At 53.5% G+C, this 16,294-nt stretch carries 14 protein-coding genes; 7 read left to right on the forward strand and 7 right to left on the reverse strand.

Annotated elements, in window-relative coordinates; genetic code table 11:
- Positions 1-107: 107 nt before the first annotated feature.
- Positions 108-1,256: an L-threonine dehydrogenase gene (gene yiaY / locus M2400_RS19395; protein WP_259197629.1), complete on the forward strand. Its 1,149-nt coding sequence runs from the start codon at positions 108-110 to the stop codon at positions 1,254-1,256.
- 76 nt (positions 1,257-1,332) lie between these two features.
- On the opposite strand, the gene M2400_RS19400 is transcribed toward yiaY, so the two are convergent.
- From M2400_RS19400 to M2400_RS19410, 3 genes are all read right to left on the reverse strand, one after another.
- Positions 1,333-2,145 carry an oxidoreductase gene (locus M2400_RS19400; protein WP_259197630.1) on the reverse strand — a complete coding sequence of 271 codons (813 nt, stop codon included), beginning with the start codon at positions 2,143-2,145 and terminating at the stop codon, positions 1,333-1,335.
- Between the two features lie 127 nt (positions 2,146-2,272).
- On the reverse strand, positions 2,273-3,271 hold the full coding sequence (locus tag M2400_RS19405; RefSeq protein ID WP_259197632.1) for an NADP-dependent oxidoreductase: 999 nt from the start codon (positions 3,269-3,271) through the stop codon (positions 2,273-2,275).
- 134 nt (positions 3,272-3,405) lie between these two features.
- Positions 3,406-4,194: an SDR family oxidoreductase gene (locus M2400_RS19410; RefSeq protein WP_259197635.1), complete on the reverse strand. Its 789-nt coding sequence runs from the start codon at positions 4,192-4,194 to the stop codon at positions 3,406-3,408.
- Positions 4,195-4,363: 169 nt separating this feature from the next.
- On the opposite strand from M2400_RS19410, the gene M2400_RS19415 reads away from it, so the two are divergent.
- From M2400_RS19415 to M2400_RS19425, 3 genes are all read left to right on the forward strand, one after another.
- Complete coding sequence (locus M2400_RS19415) at positions 4,364-4,930, forward strand: TetR/AcrR family transcriptional regulator (protein WP_259197636.1); 567 nt, start codon at positions 4,364-4,366, stop codon at positions 4,928-4,930.
- 178 nt (positions 4,931-5,108) lie between these two features.
- Entirely contained in the window at positions 5,109-5,372 is a 264-nt protein-coding gene (locus M2400_RS19420; RefSeq protein ID WP_177019859.1) for a hypothetical protein, read from the forward strand.
- 42 nt (positions 5,373-5,414) lie between these two features.
- A complete protein-coding gene (locus tag M2400_RS19425) occupies positions 5,415-5,888 on the forward strand; it encodes a hypothetical protein (RefSeq protein WP_259197640.1) in 474 nt (157 codons plus the stop codon).
- Positions 5,889-5,906: 18 nt separating this feature from the next.
- Here the strand turns inward: M2400_RS19425 and M2400_RS19430 are convergent, their stop codons facing one another.
- Together M2400_RS19430 and M2400_RS33415 are read right to left on the reverse strand one after the other, a co-directional pair.
- Positions 5,907-6,653 (reverse strand): BPL-N domain-containing protein, encoded by a 747-nt coding sequence (locus M2400_RS19430; protein ID WP_259197643.1) that lies wholly within the window; start codon positions 6,651-6,653, stop codon positions 5,907-5,909.
- Positions 6,654-6,845: 192 nt separating this feature from the next.
- Complete coding sequence (locus M2400_RS33415) at positions 6,846-8,342, reverse strand: methyl-accepting chemotaxis protein (protein ID WP_310503537.1); 1,497 nt, start codon at positions 8,340-8,342, stop codon at positions 6,846-6,848.
- Between the two features lie 953 nt (positions 8,343-9,295).
- Here M2400_RS33415 and M2400_RS19440 point away from each other — a divergent pair.
- The 3 genes from M2400_RS19440 (at position 9,296) to M2400_RS19450 (ending at position 14,191) form a co-directional block, all read left to right on the forward strand.
- On the forward strand, positions 9,296-12,718 hold the full coding sequence (locus M2400_RS19440; RefSeq protein WP_259197645.1) for a PIN domain-containing protein: 3,423 nt from the start codon (positions 9,296-9,298) through the stop codon (positions 12,716-12,718).
- 411 nt (positions 12,719-13,129) lie between these two features.
- Positions 13,130-13,609: a hypothetical protein gene (locus tag M2400_RS19445; RefSeq protein WP_259197647.1), complete on the forward strand. Its 480-nt coding sequence runs from the start codon at positions 13,130-13,132 to the stop codon at positions 13,607-13,609.
- Positions 13,610-13,702: 93 nt separating this feature from the next.
- Positions 13,703-14,191 (forward strand): hypothetical protein, encoded by a 489-nt coding sequence (locus M2400_RS19450; protein ID WP_259197649.1) that lies wholly within the window; start codon positions 13,703-13,705, stop codon positions 14,189-14,191.
- Positions 14,192-14,355: 164 nt separating this feature from the next.
- Here the strand turns inward: M2400_RS19450 and M2400_RS19455 are convergent, their stop codons facing one another.
- Entirely contained in the window at positions 14,356-14,685 is a 330-nt protein-coding gene (locus M2400_RS19455) for a DUF6124 family protein (RefSeq protein ID WP_259197651.1), read from the reverse strand.
- 359 nt (positions 14,686-15,044) lie between these two features.
- On the reverse strand, positions 15,045-16,271 hold the full coding sequence (locus tag M2400_RS19460; RefSeq protein ID WP_003209751.1) for an MFS transporter: 1,227 nt from the start codon (positions 16,269-16,271) through the stop codon (positions 15,045-15,047).
- Positions 16,272-16,294 lie beyond the last annotated feature (23 nt).

Genomic DNA, 16,294 nt, shown 5'->3' on the forward strand with positions numbered 1-16,294 from the left:
AGCTTCGTGATCGTCAACGATGACAACAAGACGCACCGCACCCCCTGCGATATGAGTAGAAAACCTCACCTGACTCCCGCGTTTCCAGAATAAAAAGAGGAATTATCATGAGCAGCACCTTCTTCATTCCATCCGTGAACATGATGGGCATTGGCAGCCTCGACGAGGCGATGCTCGCAATCCGCAAGTACGGGTTCCGCAAAGCCCTGATCGTCACCGATGCCGGCCTGGCCAAAGCCGGCGTGGCTGCCAAGGTCGCCGGCCTGTTGGCCCAGCAAGACATCGACTCCACCCTGTTTGACGGCGCCAAACCGAACCCCACCGTCAGCAATGTCGAGAAAGGCCTTGAATTGCTGGGCCGCAGCGACTGCGATTTCATTATTTCCCTGGGCGGCGGTTCACCCCATGACTGCGCCAAGGGCATTGCCCTGTGCGCCGCCAACGGCGGGCACATCAGTGACTACGAAGGCGTGGACCAATCCGCCAAGCCGCAAATGCCACTGATCGCGATCAACACCACCGCCGGAACGGCGAGTGAAATGACCCGCTTCTGCATCATCACCGACGAAGTCCGCCACGTGAAAATGGCCATCGTCGACCGCAACGTCACACCTCTGTTATCGGTCAACGACCCTTCGCTGATGGCCGCCATGCCCAAAGGCCTGACCGCCGCCACCGGCATGGACGCACTGACCCACGCGGTGGAAGCCTACGTGTCGACAGCGGCCACGCCGATCACCGACGCCTGCGCACTCAAGGCCATCGAATTGATCTCGGCCAACCTGCGCACCGCCGTTGCCCAGGGTAACGACATGACCGCCCGGGAAAACATGGCCTATGCGCAATTCCTTGCCGGCATGGCCTTCAACAATGCGTCGCTGGGTTATGTGCACGCCATGGCGCACCAACTGGGCGGCTTCTACGACCTGCCTCACGGCGTGTGCAACGCGATCCTGCTGCCCCATGTGTCGAGCTTCAACGCCAGCGTAGGCCCGGCCCGGTTTAAAGACATCGCCCATGCGATGGGGGTTGAGACTCAGCATCTGGATGCGCAGAAGGGCGCTGCGGCGGCGATTACGGCTATCCGCAAACTGTCGGCGGATGTGGGAATTCCGAGCGGCCTCGTCGAGTTGGGCGTCAAGGCTGACGATATTCCGACCCTGGCAGCCAATGCCATGAAAGATGCCTGCGGCTTTACCAATCCGCGTCCTGCCACTCAGGACGAGATTGAGCAGATCTTTCATACGGCGATGTGATTGATGTGAAGTGACGTGAGAGAAAACGCCCCGCCTTCGGTTGAAGTGTGGGGCGTTTTGGTTTGGGCGCTGTCCGTCAGACCGGGAGGCGGAATTGCTTGCGTAAGCTCTTGTCAAAAAATCCTGCGGGAGCAAAACGGCGCAGTAGGCTGATTTGCTTCGCGGCGTTCCCGGCGGTGTAGCGATGCTTGGGGCGAACATCGCTCGCTGCTTTCACGACTACAGCCGCCACGACTTCTGGCAGATCGGCTTTCGGCATCACATCGCTTAGCAACGCTTTGAACCCGGCTCGAGCCTGGTCGTACTCCTTTAATAGTGAATCCGGTTCAATACCGTTCTGATCGAAGACGGTTCGCACAAATGCGGGCTCGATAACCGAAACTCGAATATTGAAGGCACGAACCTCGTGATCAAGAGATTCCGAATAGCCCTCTAGAGCATGTTTGACCGCTGAATAATGAGCGGAGTAAGGCGCGGGTACTAATCCCAAAATCGATCCGATATTAATGATGCGCCCCTGGCCCTGTTGCCGCATCGACGGTAATACCGCATTGGTCATGCGGATGACGCCGAACAGATTGACATCGAACAGTGCCTGCACCTGTGAAATCGAGAATTCCTCCGCGCCACCCAGTAGGCCGACGCCGGCATTATTGACCAACAGGTCGATCCGCCCCGTCTGAGCGAGTACGGTTGAAATTAGAGCGCTGACAGATTCACTGTCTGTCACATCGCAAGTGAGCATGGACACCTGCGTTGGACCGTCGCCGCCCTTGCGGCTCGTGCCAAACACCGTATATCCAGCCCGAACCAGAGCCTCAGCAGTAGCGTGACCAATACCAGATGACGCACCGGTTACTATCGCGGTTCTTTCGGGAGATGTACGCATTTGATACTCCAATGCCACAATGGCTGGATATAGGCGGTTTTTTGAATGCATCTAATAGTGGGGTGAATAAGTTATTGCCAAGTCGCGTCACTCAATCAGAACAATGATCATGGAGTGACAGGATTAGTTATTTTATTTTAATAACGACCTTGCCCTTTGACCTTCCTTGTTTGACATAGCTCAAGGCGTCGGCTGTCGACTCGAAAGGAAATGTTCGGTCAATCACCGGCTTTATAATTCCGGACTCGATGAGCGCCGTGATCTTATCCAGTTGGGCACCACTGGCACGCATAAACACAAACCCATAGCTGATATCCTTTTTGCGTGCCTTTCTGCGGATGCCGCTGCTCAACATACGCATAACCAGGCCCAGTACCCAGGGCAACTTTTGCTCTTGGGCAAACTGTGGAGTCGGCGGCCCCGAGATCGATATGAGCTGACCACCCGGCTTCAGAATGGTAAGCGACTTCTCCAACTGATCAGCGCCCAGGCTATTTAATACGACGTCATAGTCTTGCAAAACGCTTTCGAAATTTTGCTTCTTGTAGTCGATGACGACGTCTGCTCCTAGTGCCTTCACCCAATCCACATTACTTGTGCTGGTGGTTGTCGCAACGAAGGCGCCCAGATGCTTGGCCAACTGGATGGCGAGGCTGCCGACGCCACCGGAGCCGGCGTGGATAAACACCTTCTGGCCTTGTTTCAGCCTGGCGGTTTCAACCAGCACCTGCCAAGCCGTCAGCGCAACCAGCGGGAGAGAGGCTGCCTCTTCCATGCTGATGTTTTCAGGTTTCAACGCGAGGGCGTCTTCGTGCACCGCAATCAGCTCGGCGAATGTGCCTATGCGCTTTTCAGGTGGGCGTGCATAAACCTCATCACCCGGCTTGAAGCGCCGCACTGAGGCCCCTGTACTCACGACCACTCCCGCCAGGTCATTACCCAATATCAACGGAAATGAATACGGCAAAATCAGCTTGAATTCGCCGGTGCTGATCTTCGAGTCGAGCACGTTGACGCTGGCGGCATGCACCTGAACAAGAACGTCATGGGCACCCACTTCAGGGGTAGGCGCCTCGCTGATGTGCCCATTCTTTTTGCCGTAACGATCGATTGAAAATGCCTTCATATTGATTCAACTCTCATCGCTTTGAATGGGACTAACTTGAATGGTTATATTGGCCCCGTGATGCGGGTCGAAAAGCTGCAACTGAGGTAGGCCGTTGCAGGCGCTCTATTACCAGCGCCTGCTTCACCAGGGTTTTATGCCTTGGCTTTGTATCGCTCGGCGACATCGGATTGCCGGATCTGCGACAGCAAGGCCTGACGTGCAGCCTGCAAGGCATCCCAGCGGGCACCATCCTGCAAGGGGGGAATCGTCACCGGCTCGCGACGATCAAAGCCAACCAGCGCCGCATCGACCAGATCTCCCACTTCCATGACGTCAGACAGAGTGTTGATGTCGATGCCTGCCCGCTCCCAGATTTCGGTACGAGTGGCTGCTGGCAAGACGGCTTGCACATAGACACCTCTGGGCGTCAATTCCAGGCTCATACCTTGTGATAGAAACAGCACAAAGGCTTTAGTGGCACCGTAGACCGTCATGCCGAACTCGGGCGCCAGGCCAACCACTGAACCTATGTTGATAATAGCGCCGTCACCCGCTTGTGCCAGGCGTGGTGCGATAGCGCTGGCAAGCCGCACCAGTGCAGTCGTGTTGAGCGTAACCAACTGAGCAACGCTGTCGGTGGACTGTTCGACAAAGCTGCCGGATTGCGCGGCGCCGGCATTGTTTACCAGGATGCCAATGCTGGCATCATCGCGCAGGCGTGTCTCAACGGTCTGCAAGTCGCTGCTTTGAGTCAAGTCAGCCTGAAGTACATCGATGCCGACATTGTGTTTTTCACGCAGTTGCGCGGCGAGAGCGTCCAAACGATTCTTGTCGCGGGCTACCAGTACCAGGTCGTGCCCGCGTTGTGCGAAGCGCTCGGCATACGTGGCGCCGATGCCAGTGGAGGCGCCGGTGATGAGAACGGTGGTAGGAGTACTCATGGCTTGATTCTCTGCTGTGGGTGTTGAAGGGCGATTCAGGTGTATTGCCTGGAAGGCATGCGGCGATGGATTTATGATGTCAGTCATAATCAAAGACGTCAACGGTTTTGATTATGGTCGACATCAGAGTATAGTGAGGGCCATTGTTCAGGCGACACAGGGGCGCGAAATGAAGATCACCAAAACGCAATCACTCGCCAACCGGGCTCATATTGTGGAAACGGCTTCAGAGCTGTTTCGTGAGCGCGGCTACGATGGTGTGGGTGTGGCGGAGCTGATGGCCACGGCTGGTTTTACCCAGGGAGGCTTCTACAAACACTTCGGTTCCAAGGCTGATTTGATGGCCGAGGCAGCGGAAAATAGCCTTTCGCAATCGTTAGCCAGCACCAGCGACCTCGATGTTGCGCAGTTCGTAAATTTTTATGTATCGCGAGAACACCGAGACGGCAGGGGCGGTGGATGCACGATGGCAGCGCTGTGTGGCGACGCTGCCCGCCAGTCGGATGAGCTAAAGGCGACCTTTGCCAATGGGGTAGAAAACACGCTCGCAGCCCTCGAGGAAAAGTACCAGGTGGGTCCGGATACGACGAAGCAAGAGGCGCGAGCAAAAATGATCGATCTGCTGGCGCATGCAATCGGTGCAGTCATGTTGTCGCGGGCGTGCCCGGATGACTCTCCACTCGCGGATGAAATACTGGAAATTTGTCGTGCCGAGATAGTGGCGTCATTGCCTTAGAGTGAGAAAAAACGCCGCTGAGTGTTTGGGATTGTCAGCGAAATGGCCCTATAAAATGCGTCGAAAATGGATCTTTTACCGATCCATTTATCTTCTATAGTCGCCCAACGCCCCAAGCATTTAACCTCGGTCATTAGTTCGGCGATGGGGTCGGGGATCCTCATTTGCGGAAGTTGATATGAATTATAAAAACGGCTCTATCAGTATCGGCGTGTCTGCCCTTTTAGTGTTGTCAGTTTTGCGTTTGTCCACTAACCAACCGCCTACCCGGGAAGAGTTTGTAAAGTATCCATCTCTCCGACAGAAATGGTTCACGATATGCGACGCACGCAGCAACCTTGCCGAGCTCAATGATGAAGGCTGCAAACATTTACGCGAATGGCAGGCGGCCACCAAATTTCCTGTACTGGACAATTTGATGAATCAAAACCTGGGTAAGTAGCTAGCTGCCCCTATGCTTTTTCAGTTGCCTGGAGCATCCCGTTTGAATCCGGAACTCATCATCTCCCCGCACGACGGATCCATCCGAATTCAGCGAAATGAGTCCTGCATTGTGATCGACAGCACCCTCACCGCAGATACGGCTGTGGCGGAACTGGCACCGTTCTATCTGTCGGAACTGGATCATGGAAATGGTTACGTGTGGAACTCGTACAGCGGCATCAACATCAACGGTATTCCAGGCTCTTTTGCGCTGTGTTTTTATGCGGGGCGTTTGATGGAAGTCCATTTAGGCTTATCCAACTCGAACGAGGCCACCCGCAATGTGTGGCCTTCACAAGCGTCAGTTGAGCGGGACGTCGCCTTACTCCGAAACGCGTTGATGCAACAGCTATCCCGGTCTTTCGAGAGCGGCACAGAGACGTTCCCATGGGGCAGTGCGTGGGCTGTTTTTGATGCAAAGGCATTTTTGCCCAGCGCAGGCGTCAGATACCGACTGCCTGAGACATCCCTTTAAGCGAGGCTTCTGTGCCCCCTACCAGCGGCCCTCAATGCTGCGCACTAACGCCCCAAAAAGCTCACCCCGCGGCATCTCACTCAAGGGAATATCCGCCTTCTCGAACCACTCCCGATCCGCCTCAGGGTGCGGGCCACTCAGCACCACGACCCCGTTTTCATACGTGTAACGCGCTGCCGCCACATCACCATTCTGGTAGGTCGCAATGGTAGAAGAAGGCACGGTCGCGTCAGGCTTGGGAAAGTAAGGCCCATCCTGATAAAAGACGCTATCGGGTTTCCCATCCCACACCACCTGCACCGCCGCGTCTGCAATGCCCGCGACCTCAAACCCAGGCCGGCCCGCCTCTGAATCAAGGTCGTAAGGTATCAGGCCAAAGTTGCTGGTATCGGCAAGATAAGCGCCCATACACAGCCCCAGGTAGCGCCCACCCTGGGCGACAAAGTTACGAATGGCTTGCACCCGCGCATCCCCCAAACTATCAAGCGCCGCAGGGATGTCCTGACCGCCGCCGGGTTGAACGTAGAGGTCATAATGCGCGAGGCTTTGCGGCGTGATGTCGATCGATTCATCTGCACCTACAAAGTCAATCCGGGAATTCGGGAGGACGCGCAGCAGGGCTGTTTTAACATTCTCTGAACATCCCTCGCAGCCCGCGGGGCCTCGGTAGATAGCCACATGGGTGATGGGTGTTGCGGCGTGCACCGAGTAAGGAAGCAGCGTGAACAACGCAAAAAACGTCGCGGCGATGGCATGCAGATTCATGGTTGTAGAGTCATCTTGAAGCTGATGGGGGCGATTCGGACTTTGCGAGTCAAAGCCTAAAGCTAATAGCCGTTTGAAGGCGTTAACATTTGTAAATCGGTTGAGGAAAAATCGGGGTCAGACCCCATTTAAAACAATGGCGGTCTGCCCCCTATTTGTCGGCTTGAATCAAACGCCGGCCCATGCTCCCACTCACTGATGAAACCGGCGCCCCAGCGCATCCAGCCGCACCGCAATCGGTGGCAAGCGCTCGCTGCTCCGGGCCAGCGTCTCCACATCCTGCGCCGTATTCTGCGCGATGCTCTGCACTGACTGCAGCCGCCCCACAATTTCCACATTCGCCGTGGATTGCTCCCGAGTGGTCGACACAATCCGCCCATTCAGCTGATCAATCTGCGAAATATCATTGCCCACCGCCCGCAGCATCTCCACTGCCACTTGGCTGTCTTCCACGCAGCGCTCCACGCCTTGGCGGCTGTCGTGCATGGCTTCAACCGCCCGCCGGCTGCCGTGTTGCAACCCTTCAATAATTGTCTTGATCTCCTGGGTCGACACCGCCGTGCGCTGCGCCAGGCTGCGCACCTCATCGGCGACCACGGCAAACCCGCGCCCTTGCTCACCCGCGCGGGCGGCTTCGATGGCGGCGTTGAGGGCCAGCAGGTTGGTCTGGTTGGCGATGCTGTTGATGACCTCCAGCACCGAGCCGATCTGTTCGGCCTGCACGGCCAGCCCTTGCACCGTCTCGTTGGTGTCGTGGAGGCGGGTGGCGAGTTGGGTGATTTCCTGCTGGGCGCGGCCGACGCTTTCCTGGCCACGGATGATCTGCTGGCTGGCTTGACCCGCGTGCTCGACGGCATGCTCCACGTGCACAGCGATATGACCCATGGCGTCTTCCATGCGCTGCATGGAACCGGTCATTTGCGCGATTTCCGCCAGTTGGTGGCGCGCGCCTGTTTCCAGGGTGCCGCTGGCGTGGGCCAGTTCCTGGCCGAGTTGCCCGAGGCCGTGGGAGTCGCGGGCGACACCGTCGATCAGGCCGGTGATCTGGGTTAGAAAGTGGTCGAAACGGGTGGCAAGGGACACATGGACTTTTTCCGCGTTGCCCTTGGCGGCCTCACCGCTGAACCGGGTGGTGACGGCGAGCATTTTTTCGAGCATTTCCTGGCTTTCTACCGCTTCGGTCTGGCTGTGCACCGCGAGGTAGAGCAGGGCGACCGTCTCCATCACCACGTAGAACGCGTGGACGAAAATCATGCTCCAGCCACCGTGATGCTCCATCACAAACACCGGGAAACCCTGGTGCTGCAAGGCATGGAACACCACGTGATGCACAGCGATAGTGACGGCGGCCACCAGGATAGGCAGCCAGTCACGGTAGAACGTCAGCACCGCCAGCAGCGCGAAGATACCGAAGTGCGATTCGATGACACCCTCGGCTTGGTTGATGTGCAGTGCCGCCATCACCATCAGGCCGATGCCAAGTGCGCAACGCATCAGGCGAGTGCCGCCGATGACGCGATAGGCCAGGGTAAGCACCACGCTGGTGCCGCCGCCTATGAAGAGCGCTTGCAGCAGTGTGTCGTGCCAGAACGCCAGGCCCAGGGAGAACAGGGCCATCAGCCAGATCAGGGCGAGCATGATGCGGTCGGCTTTGCGGTAGTGCTCGACGAAACGGGCTTGGGCAGGCATTCACTCGTACTCCATGTGGGCGGGCCGGGGTGAGGCAAGCATGCGACGTGCCATACGGGCATGCGGGGAGCGAATCAGGTGCAGGGGAGTGGGGGTTGATTGGTGGTAGGAGGTTATCGGCGGTGTTGGGTGGGGCTTTAGGTTGTTAACGGCCGATTCTGTTGAAAAAGTCGGCCGTGTTTTCTAAAGCAGAAAGTACGCGTCGGAGATTGAAATCCTGAATGTCCGCATAGCCTTTCAGGCTGAGATTTCACGTAGAAGCGTGCCGAAAAGGCGCTTTCACCGATCCATCCTACGGCATTCTGAAAAAACCGACTTTTCAACAGAATCGGCCAAGAGCAGACGTTCGAGGAGACCTTCAATTCCAGATGCGGCTATCAGCACTGCAAATTTGACCGGAATCTGGTGGTGCTCAAGTAATTACCGAGTCGTTTAGCGTCAGCGCTTTTTGCTTCGTACATCATGGATGTCCGCCGGCACAGTTGGCCACGAGCTTGTGAAAATCACCCAGGCCGGCTTGTAACCCGCTACTCAGAAGATCGCCATGGGGCATGCAGGTGTGGAAGCGCGCTAGGTCGACCACGTATTTCCTTCGACCTTATCAGCCACCTATATGGGCTTGAATAGCCTCATTCTGTGCCCCGAAACGTCTACGCTAAGTGCTCACGCGCCAGCATGGGTACTCCCTAACGATACTGAATGGCACATAGCTACCCTCTCGGGTACGATTAGGTTTCGAATGACGACTGGAGGCGTACTGGAATGAGCTTTTCCTTGGCTGAGAACCCTGAATTGATCTTGGGCGGCGCGTTGGCGCTGTGCTTGATAGTTGTAGTGAGCATTAAGTTCGTGCGGAATCGAAATGTAAATGTCAGAGCAGACAACGGCTCCGCAGCTTTGAACGGGAAGAACTCTGGCAACATTACGATCAATCATAACAAAGAGAAAAAGTAGTGGGTATTAGGGATCTCATCAATCGCCTAGGACGGAAGTCTATTGCCACAAACGTCTCAGCGAAAAATTTGAGCGTTGCTATCAATGGGCCAAATAGCGGCCCTGTGACAATAAATGATATTGACACGATTGCTGAGGCTCTCTCCAAGTCAAGTGCAGTTCAGTACGCAGCTTTAGCCCAAGGTGTGGCTGGAGATCTTCAAACTGAATTTGATCGTCAAGTTGATCACTATCGAGAACAAATGAATTCTGGGGCTATAAAATCAGCGCTAGGGTCATTTGAAAAGCTTTTAGCAGATCAGAAAGACAATCTCAGTGATCTTTTAAAGTTTCGTATTAAAGCAAATATTGCTCTCTGCCAGTATCAGTTGGGAAATATTGCTAAAGCTCCAAACCTCCTTCTCGAAGCTTGTACTTACGCACCTGATGACAAGCGGGCTGTAGCATTCAAGGCATTGGCATATATCCTTCAGGATGACTGTGACAAAGCGCTGGAATATGGGTATGAAAAAATTCTTGAGTACCCCGACAACGAAATTTTAGCAGGATTTATTTTACAAGCCGCTCGTATTAAATATCATAATGAAGATACTTTTTTAGATCCGTTTGACCAATTCAGCGAACGACTCCAATTGAACCAGGCTGTTCGTATCGCGCACATTCACCTCCTAGCCTCTCGACGCATTGAAGGCTGGAGGGCTACGGCACAAAAGTTTCTAGAAGAATATCCCGACGATGCACAGGCCAAGAACCTTATAGCTATAGGTATTCTCCATCATTATGTTGATAATCGTCAAACAGCCAATGGCTTCACTTTTACTCAGGATGAAGTGAATGAGTTGAAGTTAGCTGCTGATTATATAAGTGCTGAATGGCAGCAGTTTAAATCAAGCGACCGAGTTGCTCACGCCAGCGACCTCCAAAATATACAAAACCTCCTGATCCTCTATAAGCTTTCGGATAATGTCGATGCACTTGTCAAAGAGTGTTCGTACGTGCTGGCTGAGTTGGTAGGCGATCAGGAAGTTATCGAGACGATCGCGAGAAGTCTTATTAATCTCCAAGAGGCTGAGCTATTCGAGCAGGCTGTGCAAAAGGTCGCAGATCCGATCAATGCAAAAAAACTTCGATTCTTAAATAAACTAGCAAGAAAAGATTGGCAAAGCCTGAGCAGTATTCAAGATTATAATCTTGACAAATTTGATGACCCGTTCGCAAACCATGCACGTGTAGTGGTGTACATAGCGAGAGCTTTTGTCGGCAAGGCACGTGGTAAAGACCAGTTAACGCAGCTTCTCTCGAACTGCGAGCTAGACAGCCGAGGTAGGTTGCTGCTTTTTGAGTTTGCAACTGCTAGTAAAATTAATTCTATCGCCAACATGGCCCACTTGTACGGGTATAGTCGAGTGACCGAACACAGTGAAACCATTGAGTTCTTTCACTACATGAAACTCGTCCGCTTCTTGATGCTATGGCGAGAAATTGTCCTGCGGCTTGAATTTCATCCTGCGGCCAGTGAAAATTATGAGCTGAAACATATGCTCGCATTGGGCTTCCTCAATGAACACCCAATAAGAGCAGAGGCCGTAACTTTTTTTGAAAAGCACATAATCCCGAACACTCAAGGCTTCGAGCTACTGGCTGGTTTTTTTTATTTTAAACGTAATGATTTTCAGCGATCTGTCCCCCTGATCGAAAAATATTTAAATGACGGCGGAGGAGATTTATTTGCTTTCATAGTGCTATGCGATATTGCTAAGTTAAGTCACGATGTTTCGGCTCTGAAGCAGCTCTTCAAAACGCATAATCCTAGCTCTTTAAATGGCACTCCTGAGCAGCGAATGCATGTGGCGAAGCTACGGGCATCACTTGGGCAGGGATCCGAAGCTCTCGCTGATGCCTATCAAATATGGGTGGAAAATCCTGATTTAGCTCCCGTAGCACTGGGCTTCTTCAGCACCTTCCTCATGGTTGAGAAAGATGGCATCTTCGATGCCGCCAAGGGGGTCGGAAATGGATATTTCTACCGCCTTATCCCCTCAGAAGGACAGGCAATTGAAAAGTCGGTTGATATCAATACAGAGGACCTCCTAGAACTCTGTCCGGAGAAAGTCGACTTCTATACCCAGCGCGTCTGGGGGAAGGGAGTTGGATACGAATTCACTCAGGAAAAACTTCAAGGCGATATTGTGTGGAAGGTTGAAGAGGTAAAACATCCTTACCTCCATGCGTTCCATGAGATATGCCAGACCTATGAAAACCGGTTTCCAACTGCGGGAGGATTGTGGGCATTACGAGTTGAAAATGACAATATCGAGTCATTGTTAGCATTCATGCGACGGCAAGCTGAATTGGACGACACTGTATTTGGGGAAATTCTTGATAAGAATATACCTCTTGAAATTGCTTCAGGGTTGTGCAAGAAGAACATTTTTGATGTCTACGATCTAGTTCGATCCAGAGGCGGGATGATCAGCACCTGCGTGGGTACGCATGAAGAAAGGCAGATTGCCATAACGCTAGCTGATAGTTATCAAGGTAGACCAGCAATTCTTGACACCTACACTGCCAAGGTCGTAGTGGAGTTGGGCATTTTGGACGCTCTGAAAGCATTTTTCAGCAGCATCATCGTGTCGCACAGTACCTTGCAGACATTGCAGATGATCTCTGTTAATAAAGCAGATTTTCTTAGCGTCGCAGAGTCTCGTAATGCTCCTATGGTGCAGGTTATCAATAAAATTCAAGAGGTATGTGAAATTGTTGAGTACAACTTTCCTAGGGAGTCCGATGAGTTAACGGATCAACTGGTCGAAACGAGTGCTGCTGCCATTGCACCATACTTCATCGCTAAAGAACGGGGAGCGCTGTTTATCTCAGAGGACTCTTATTCAAGGGGGTTCGCTGCTAATATTTATCAGGTTGCAGATGGCGTTTGGCTCCAAGTGGTAGTAAACGCTTTATTGCAGCGGGGGCTGATCACAAGGGAGTTATATGCTAATGCAGTCCTTGGCTTGGCGGAGCGAAGGCATCGATTCGTCTCAGTCTCCCCCATCCTCCTCGAACATATCTATCAGGCTGATACGGACGCAGGACTTTCGCAACTATCTACCTTGTGTGAGTTCATAGGAGGAGCGCAGGCTGAACTGGAGAGTCATTATCAATTAGTGCTCCATTTTATTTTGGCTCGCTGGTTGATTGACTATAACCATAACTATGACCCTGCGCTGGAGAGCTTGCTTCTGATCAGTCACGGAGATGCTTTTCCGTCTGCTAAAGCGATGAAAGCGACGTCAATGTTATTAGAAAAGCTGATCTCGATACCTGGTGGTAAGCAAAAGCTGTTTGTACTTATGGATTTGCCGGTGCTCAGGTTGAGGGATTTTATCACTGGCTGGTGGGAAGGGCATTTTTACACTGGGTGACCGTCGCAGGGACCTGCCCTCAGTTATGGTAACGCATTCGGTTCAGGCGCCTTACTTAGCCTCGTTAATCACCTCTAGGATTATGTCTGCATTGACATATTGCCCGTGGGACTATCCTCAGGCTGATCAATAGGAAGGTAAGTCAAATAGGGATCAAATTTTTTGATGCGTTGGATGTTTTTGGCGTCTACAGCTGATCGTTAACGTTGTGAACGACCGCTTCTGGCCGATTCTGTTGAAAAATAGGTAAAAATAGGGGTCTGACCCTAAGGGATATGTAAAGGATTGCAATATTTTATTTAAATAACAGTCGTCTAAATTCAGCCTAGAAAAAACAGGGTGCAGGCGACATTTAAAACAACGATCGTCTGATCCCGTCTGTGTAGGTTAAATTCACAATTGGTTTGTGACATGGCCGGTAGCGAGGTAGCATTGGAATTCTGCAAATATTTTACTCCGGAGTGGGTGTCTGCCATGGCATCAGTTGTTGCTGCATGCGGAGTTTTTCTAGCTTTTTGGCAGTTGCGAATGTCGAAAAATATTGCTCAACTCGAATTCGAAGATAGTCTCGCGAGAGAATATAGAGAGCTGGCAGCCAATATCCCAACCAAAGCGTTACTGGGAATTGAAATATCTGAGGAGGAATTTCAAAAGTCCTTTGATGAGCTTTATAGGTATATTGATTTAACGAACGAGCAAATATCCTTAAGGCAACGCGGGCGTATTAAAATTGAAACGTGGGAAAACTGGTTGTCAGGAATGAAGTCAAACCTCGAACTTATTCCTTTCAAACGTGCCTGGAATGAGATTAAAAATAGCTCGCAGAGTTTTCAGGAGTTAAGGCGTTTAGAAAAAGAAAATTTTGAGTTCGATCCCATATTTTGGATCTAACACTCAACTAGCGCAAAGTAGCGGCAAAAATAGGGTGTGCCAAGCTTCAAATATTCGTGGTTTTTGCCTGGACTTAATATATAGGAAGTACTTATGAATGTTACCAGTGTTGGGCGCTATAAGCTTGGGTTCAACTCTACGAGCTTCACCATTGAATGCCCCTTTGGTACTCCTAAGTTTTCTGGGCTAGCTACATCTAACCTTCCGAAACTTTATGCCATTTGTGTTGACGACTATTCATATCCAATTTATATCGGTATGACCAAGCAACCAATACGAAATCGTCTTCGGTTGGGTTGGAGCGCGAATGGCAACAATGGTTACCACGGCTACGCATGGCGCAAATACTTCACAACAGCCACTCTCGATCTTTGGTGTCACACCGATCCTTCAGCAGGTAACGGAAGCGTCGATATAGAGACTGTCGAAGCCGAACTAGTCTATCTAATTCGTCAGGCTGGCCAGTGGCCGCTCTTCCAGACTGAAATCCATTTTCACCGCTCCTCGGAGGTGCACCGTAACGTGGCAGCCGGTATCGGTGCTCACTATGGCCTTAACACTAAGATCGAACAGATAGGCTAACTGTTAGCTTTTGCCCGATCTCTATTATTGAGCACGGGATGTGCGGCGAATACACTTATCTGGCGGCAACAACTGGGAAGCTTTTGTCGCTGAGGCGCCGTAGATGCCTACAGCGCCTCAGCGAATCAAATGAGCTAGTCGAACAGCTTGTGCCACGTCCGGCCTCAGCTACAAGGCACCTCCCGATCCATCAGCTTCCCCATCAACAGCACTCCCAACTCACTAAGCTGGTGAATCGCCAACGCCACATCACGGTCTTTCCCTCTCAGCTCTTCCGACAGATCAAGCAGCAACGCGCTGACCGAGGCAAAGGTTTCATAGCTATTGGTAATCAGACTTTCACTGCTGGCATCAGATGCAACACTGAACAGCGCACCCGACGGCGGGGTAGTTTTGGCGGAGGAGGGATTGAGATAGTGATCCAAGGCGCGTTGCGCGGCTTGGTTGAGTTTCAAATCGGGAGTTCCCGGAGGATTCGGCGTTACCTTGAACATTGTTTGGATTCTCTATGTGGGCCGCCACCTTCTCGCTACTAAACGATTGGGGTGGCAGCTGTGCACAGGTTAGTAGACCGGGAATCCAAACAAAGACCGGCGCGCCCTAAGGCGCCCTGCGCACAGCCACCATCAAGCACAGACAGAGACGTCTGATTGATGAAGCTCATGCACATTGCTCGGATAATCTAGGGCTACTAAACCCGATCACTGAGGTTTCAGCGACCGAGCAACCTTAGAGACGCCGACCCAGGTGCACAAGCCGGCGGATTCTGACGCAACTGTAGGCAATGGAGCAAGGTGCCGTGCTCACTGCCTCCAGCCACGGGACTGGAATCAATCAGTCCCGTTTTTCTCGATCAGGCAGGCTGAGCCGCCAGGCTATTACTCACCTTGCGCCCCAACACCAGCACCGTCACAAACCCGGCACCCACCAACGCCGTCGCCAGACTCAACAGCACCGAAGTCCCCATCTTGTCTACGATCTGCCCGCCAAAGAACGAGCCCACGGCAATGATCACCTGGAACAACGCCACGAACAGCGGCATGCCACGTTCCACATCCTTGGGCGCAACCACAAACATCCAGATACTCGCGCACGCCGGGAAGGCGCCAAACGCGAAGCCCCACAAGGCGATCAGCATCACGGCGCCGCTCATGCCAGTAGCGAAGTAGGGAAACAGCGCAGTGCTGGTGCCGATCATCAGTGCTACCAGCAGCAGAGTGTGGCGCACGCTGCGGTTGGCGGCGAAGCCGGCGAAGACGTTGCCCATCACGCCGGCCACGCCGTAGAGCAGCAGCAGGGAGCCAATGGTCGGGCCGTCGAAGCCGGAGCTGTTTTTGAAGAACGGGGCGACGTAGGTGTACGCGGCAAAGTGTGCCAGGCCGATCAGCAGTACGGCGATCAAGCCAACCCGGGCTTGTGGGTTGATGAACAGGGCCGGCAGGTCGGCGATGCGAATGGCTTTTTCCGGTTCAAGCCGGGGCAGCAGGAACATCTGTGCCAGCAGTACCGGGATGCCCACCAGTGCGGTGACGAGGAAGGTCATGCGCCAGCCCATCAGGCCGCTCAGCCAGGTGCCGACGGGCACGCCGAGGACGGTGGCCAGGGTCACGCCCATCATGATGATCGAGGTGGCTTTGGCTACGCCCACGCCCTTGGGCGCCAGGCGGCCGCTGAGGGCGATGGCCGTGGCCCAGAAGCCGCCGATGCTGATGCCCAGCAGTACGCGGCCGAACAGCAGCAGGCTGAAGTCGCTGGCGTAGGCCACCACCATGTTGGCGATGATCATGATCAGGGTCAGGCCGATCAGCAGGTAGCGACGGTCCATGGCGCCAATGCCCACCGACAGCAGCGGGGCGGCGAGGGCGGCCATGATGCCGGGCAGGGTGACCATCAGGCCGGCGTGGCCGGCGCTGATGCCGAGGTCGGCGGCGACGTCGTTGAGTACGCCCACCGGCAGGAATTCGCTGGTGACCAGGGCGAAGGCGCCCACGGCGACGGAGAGAATCGCCAGCCACTGCTGCAGGACAGTTTGTTGATTATGTTCGGGGAGGCCGCTAGGGGCCCGGCTTGCGCTTGGCATGGTGTTGGGTTCCGGGAGGAGAT

Origin of the sequence: Pseudomonas sp. BIGb0558 (assembly GCF_024807515.1) — a bacterium.
GTDB classification, from domain to species: Bacteria; Pseudomonadota; Gammaproteobacteria; order Pseudomonadales; family Pseudomonadaceae; genus Aquipseudomonas; species Aquipseudomonas yamanorum_A.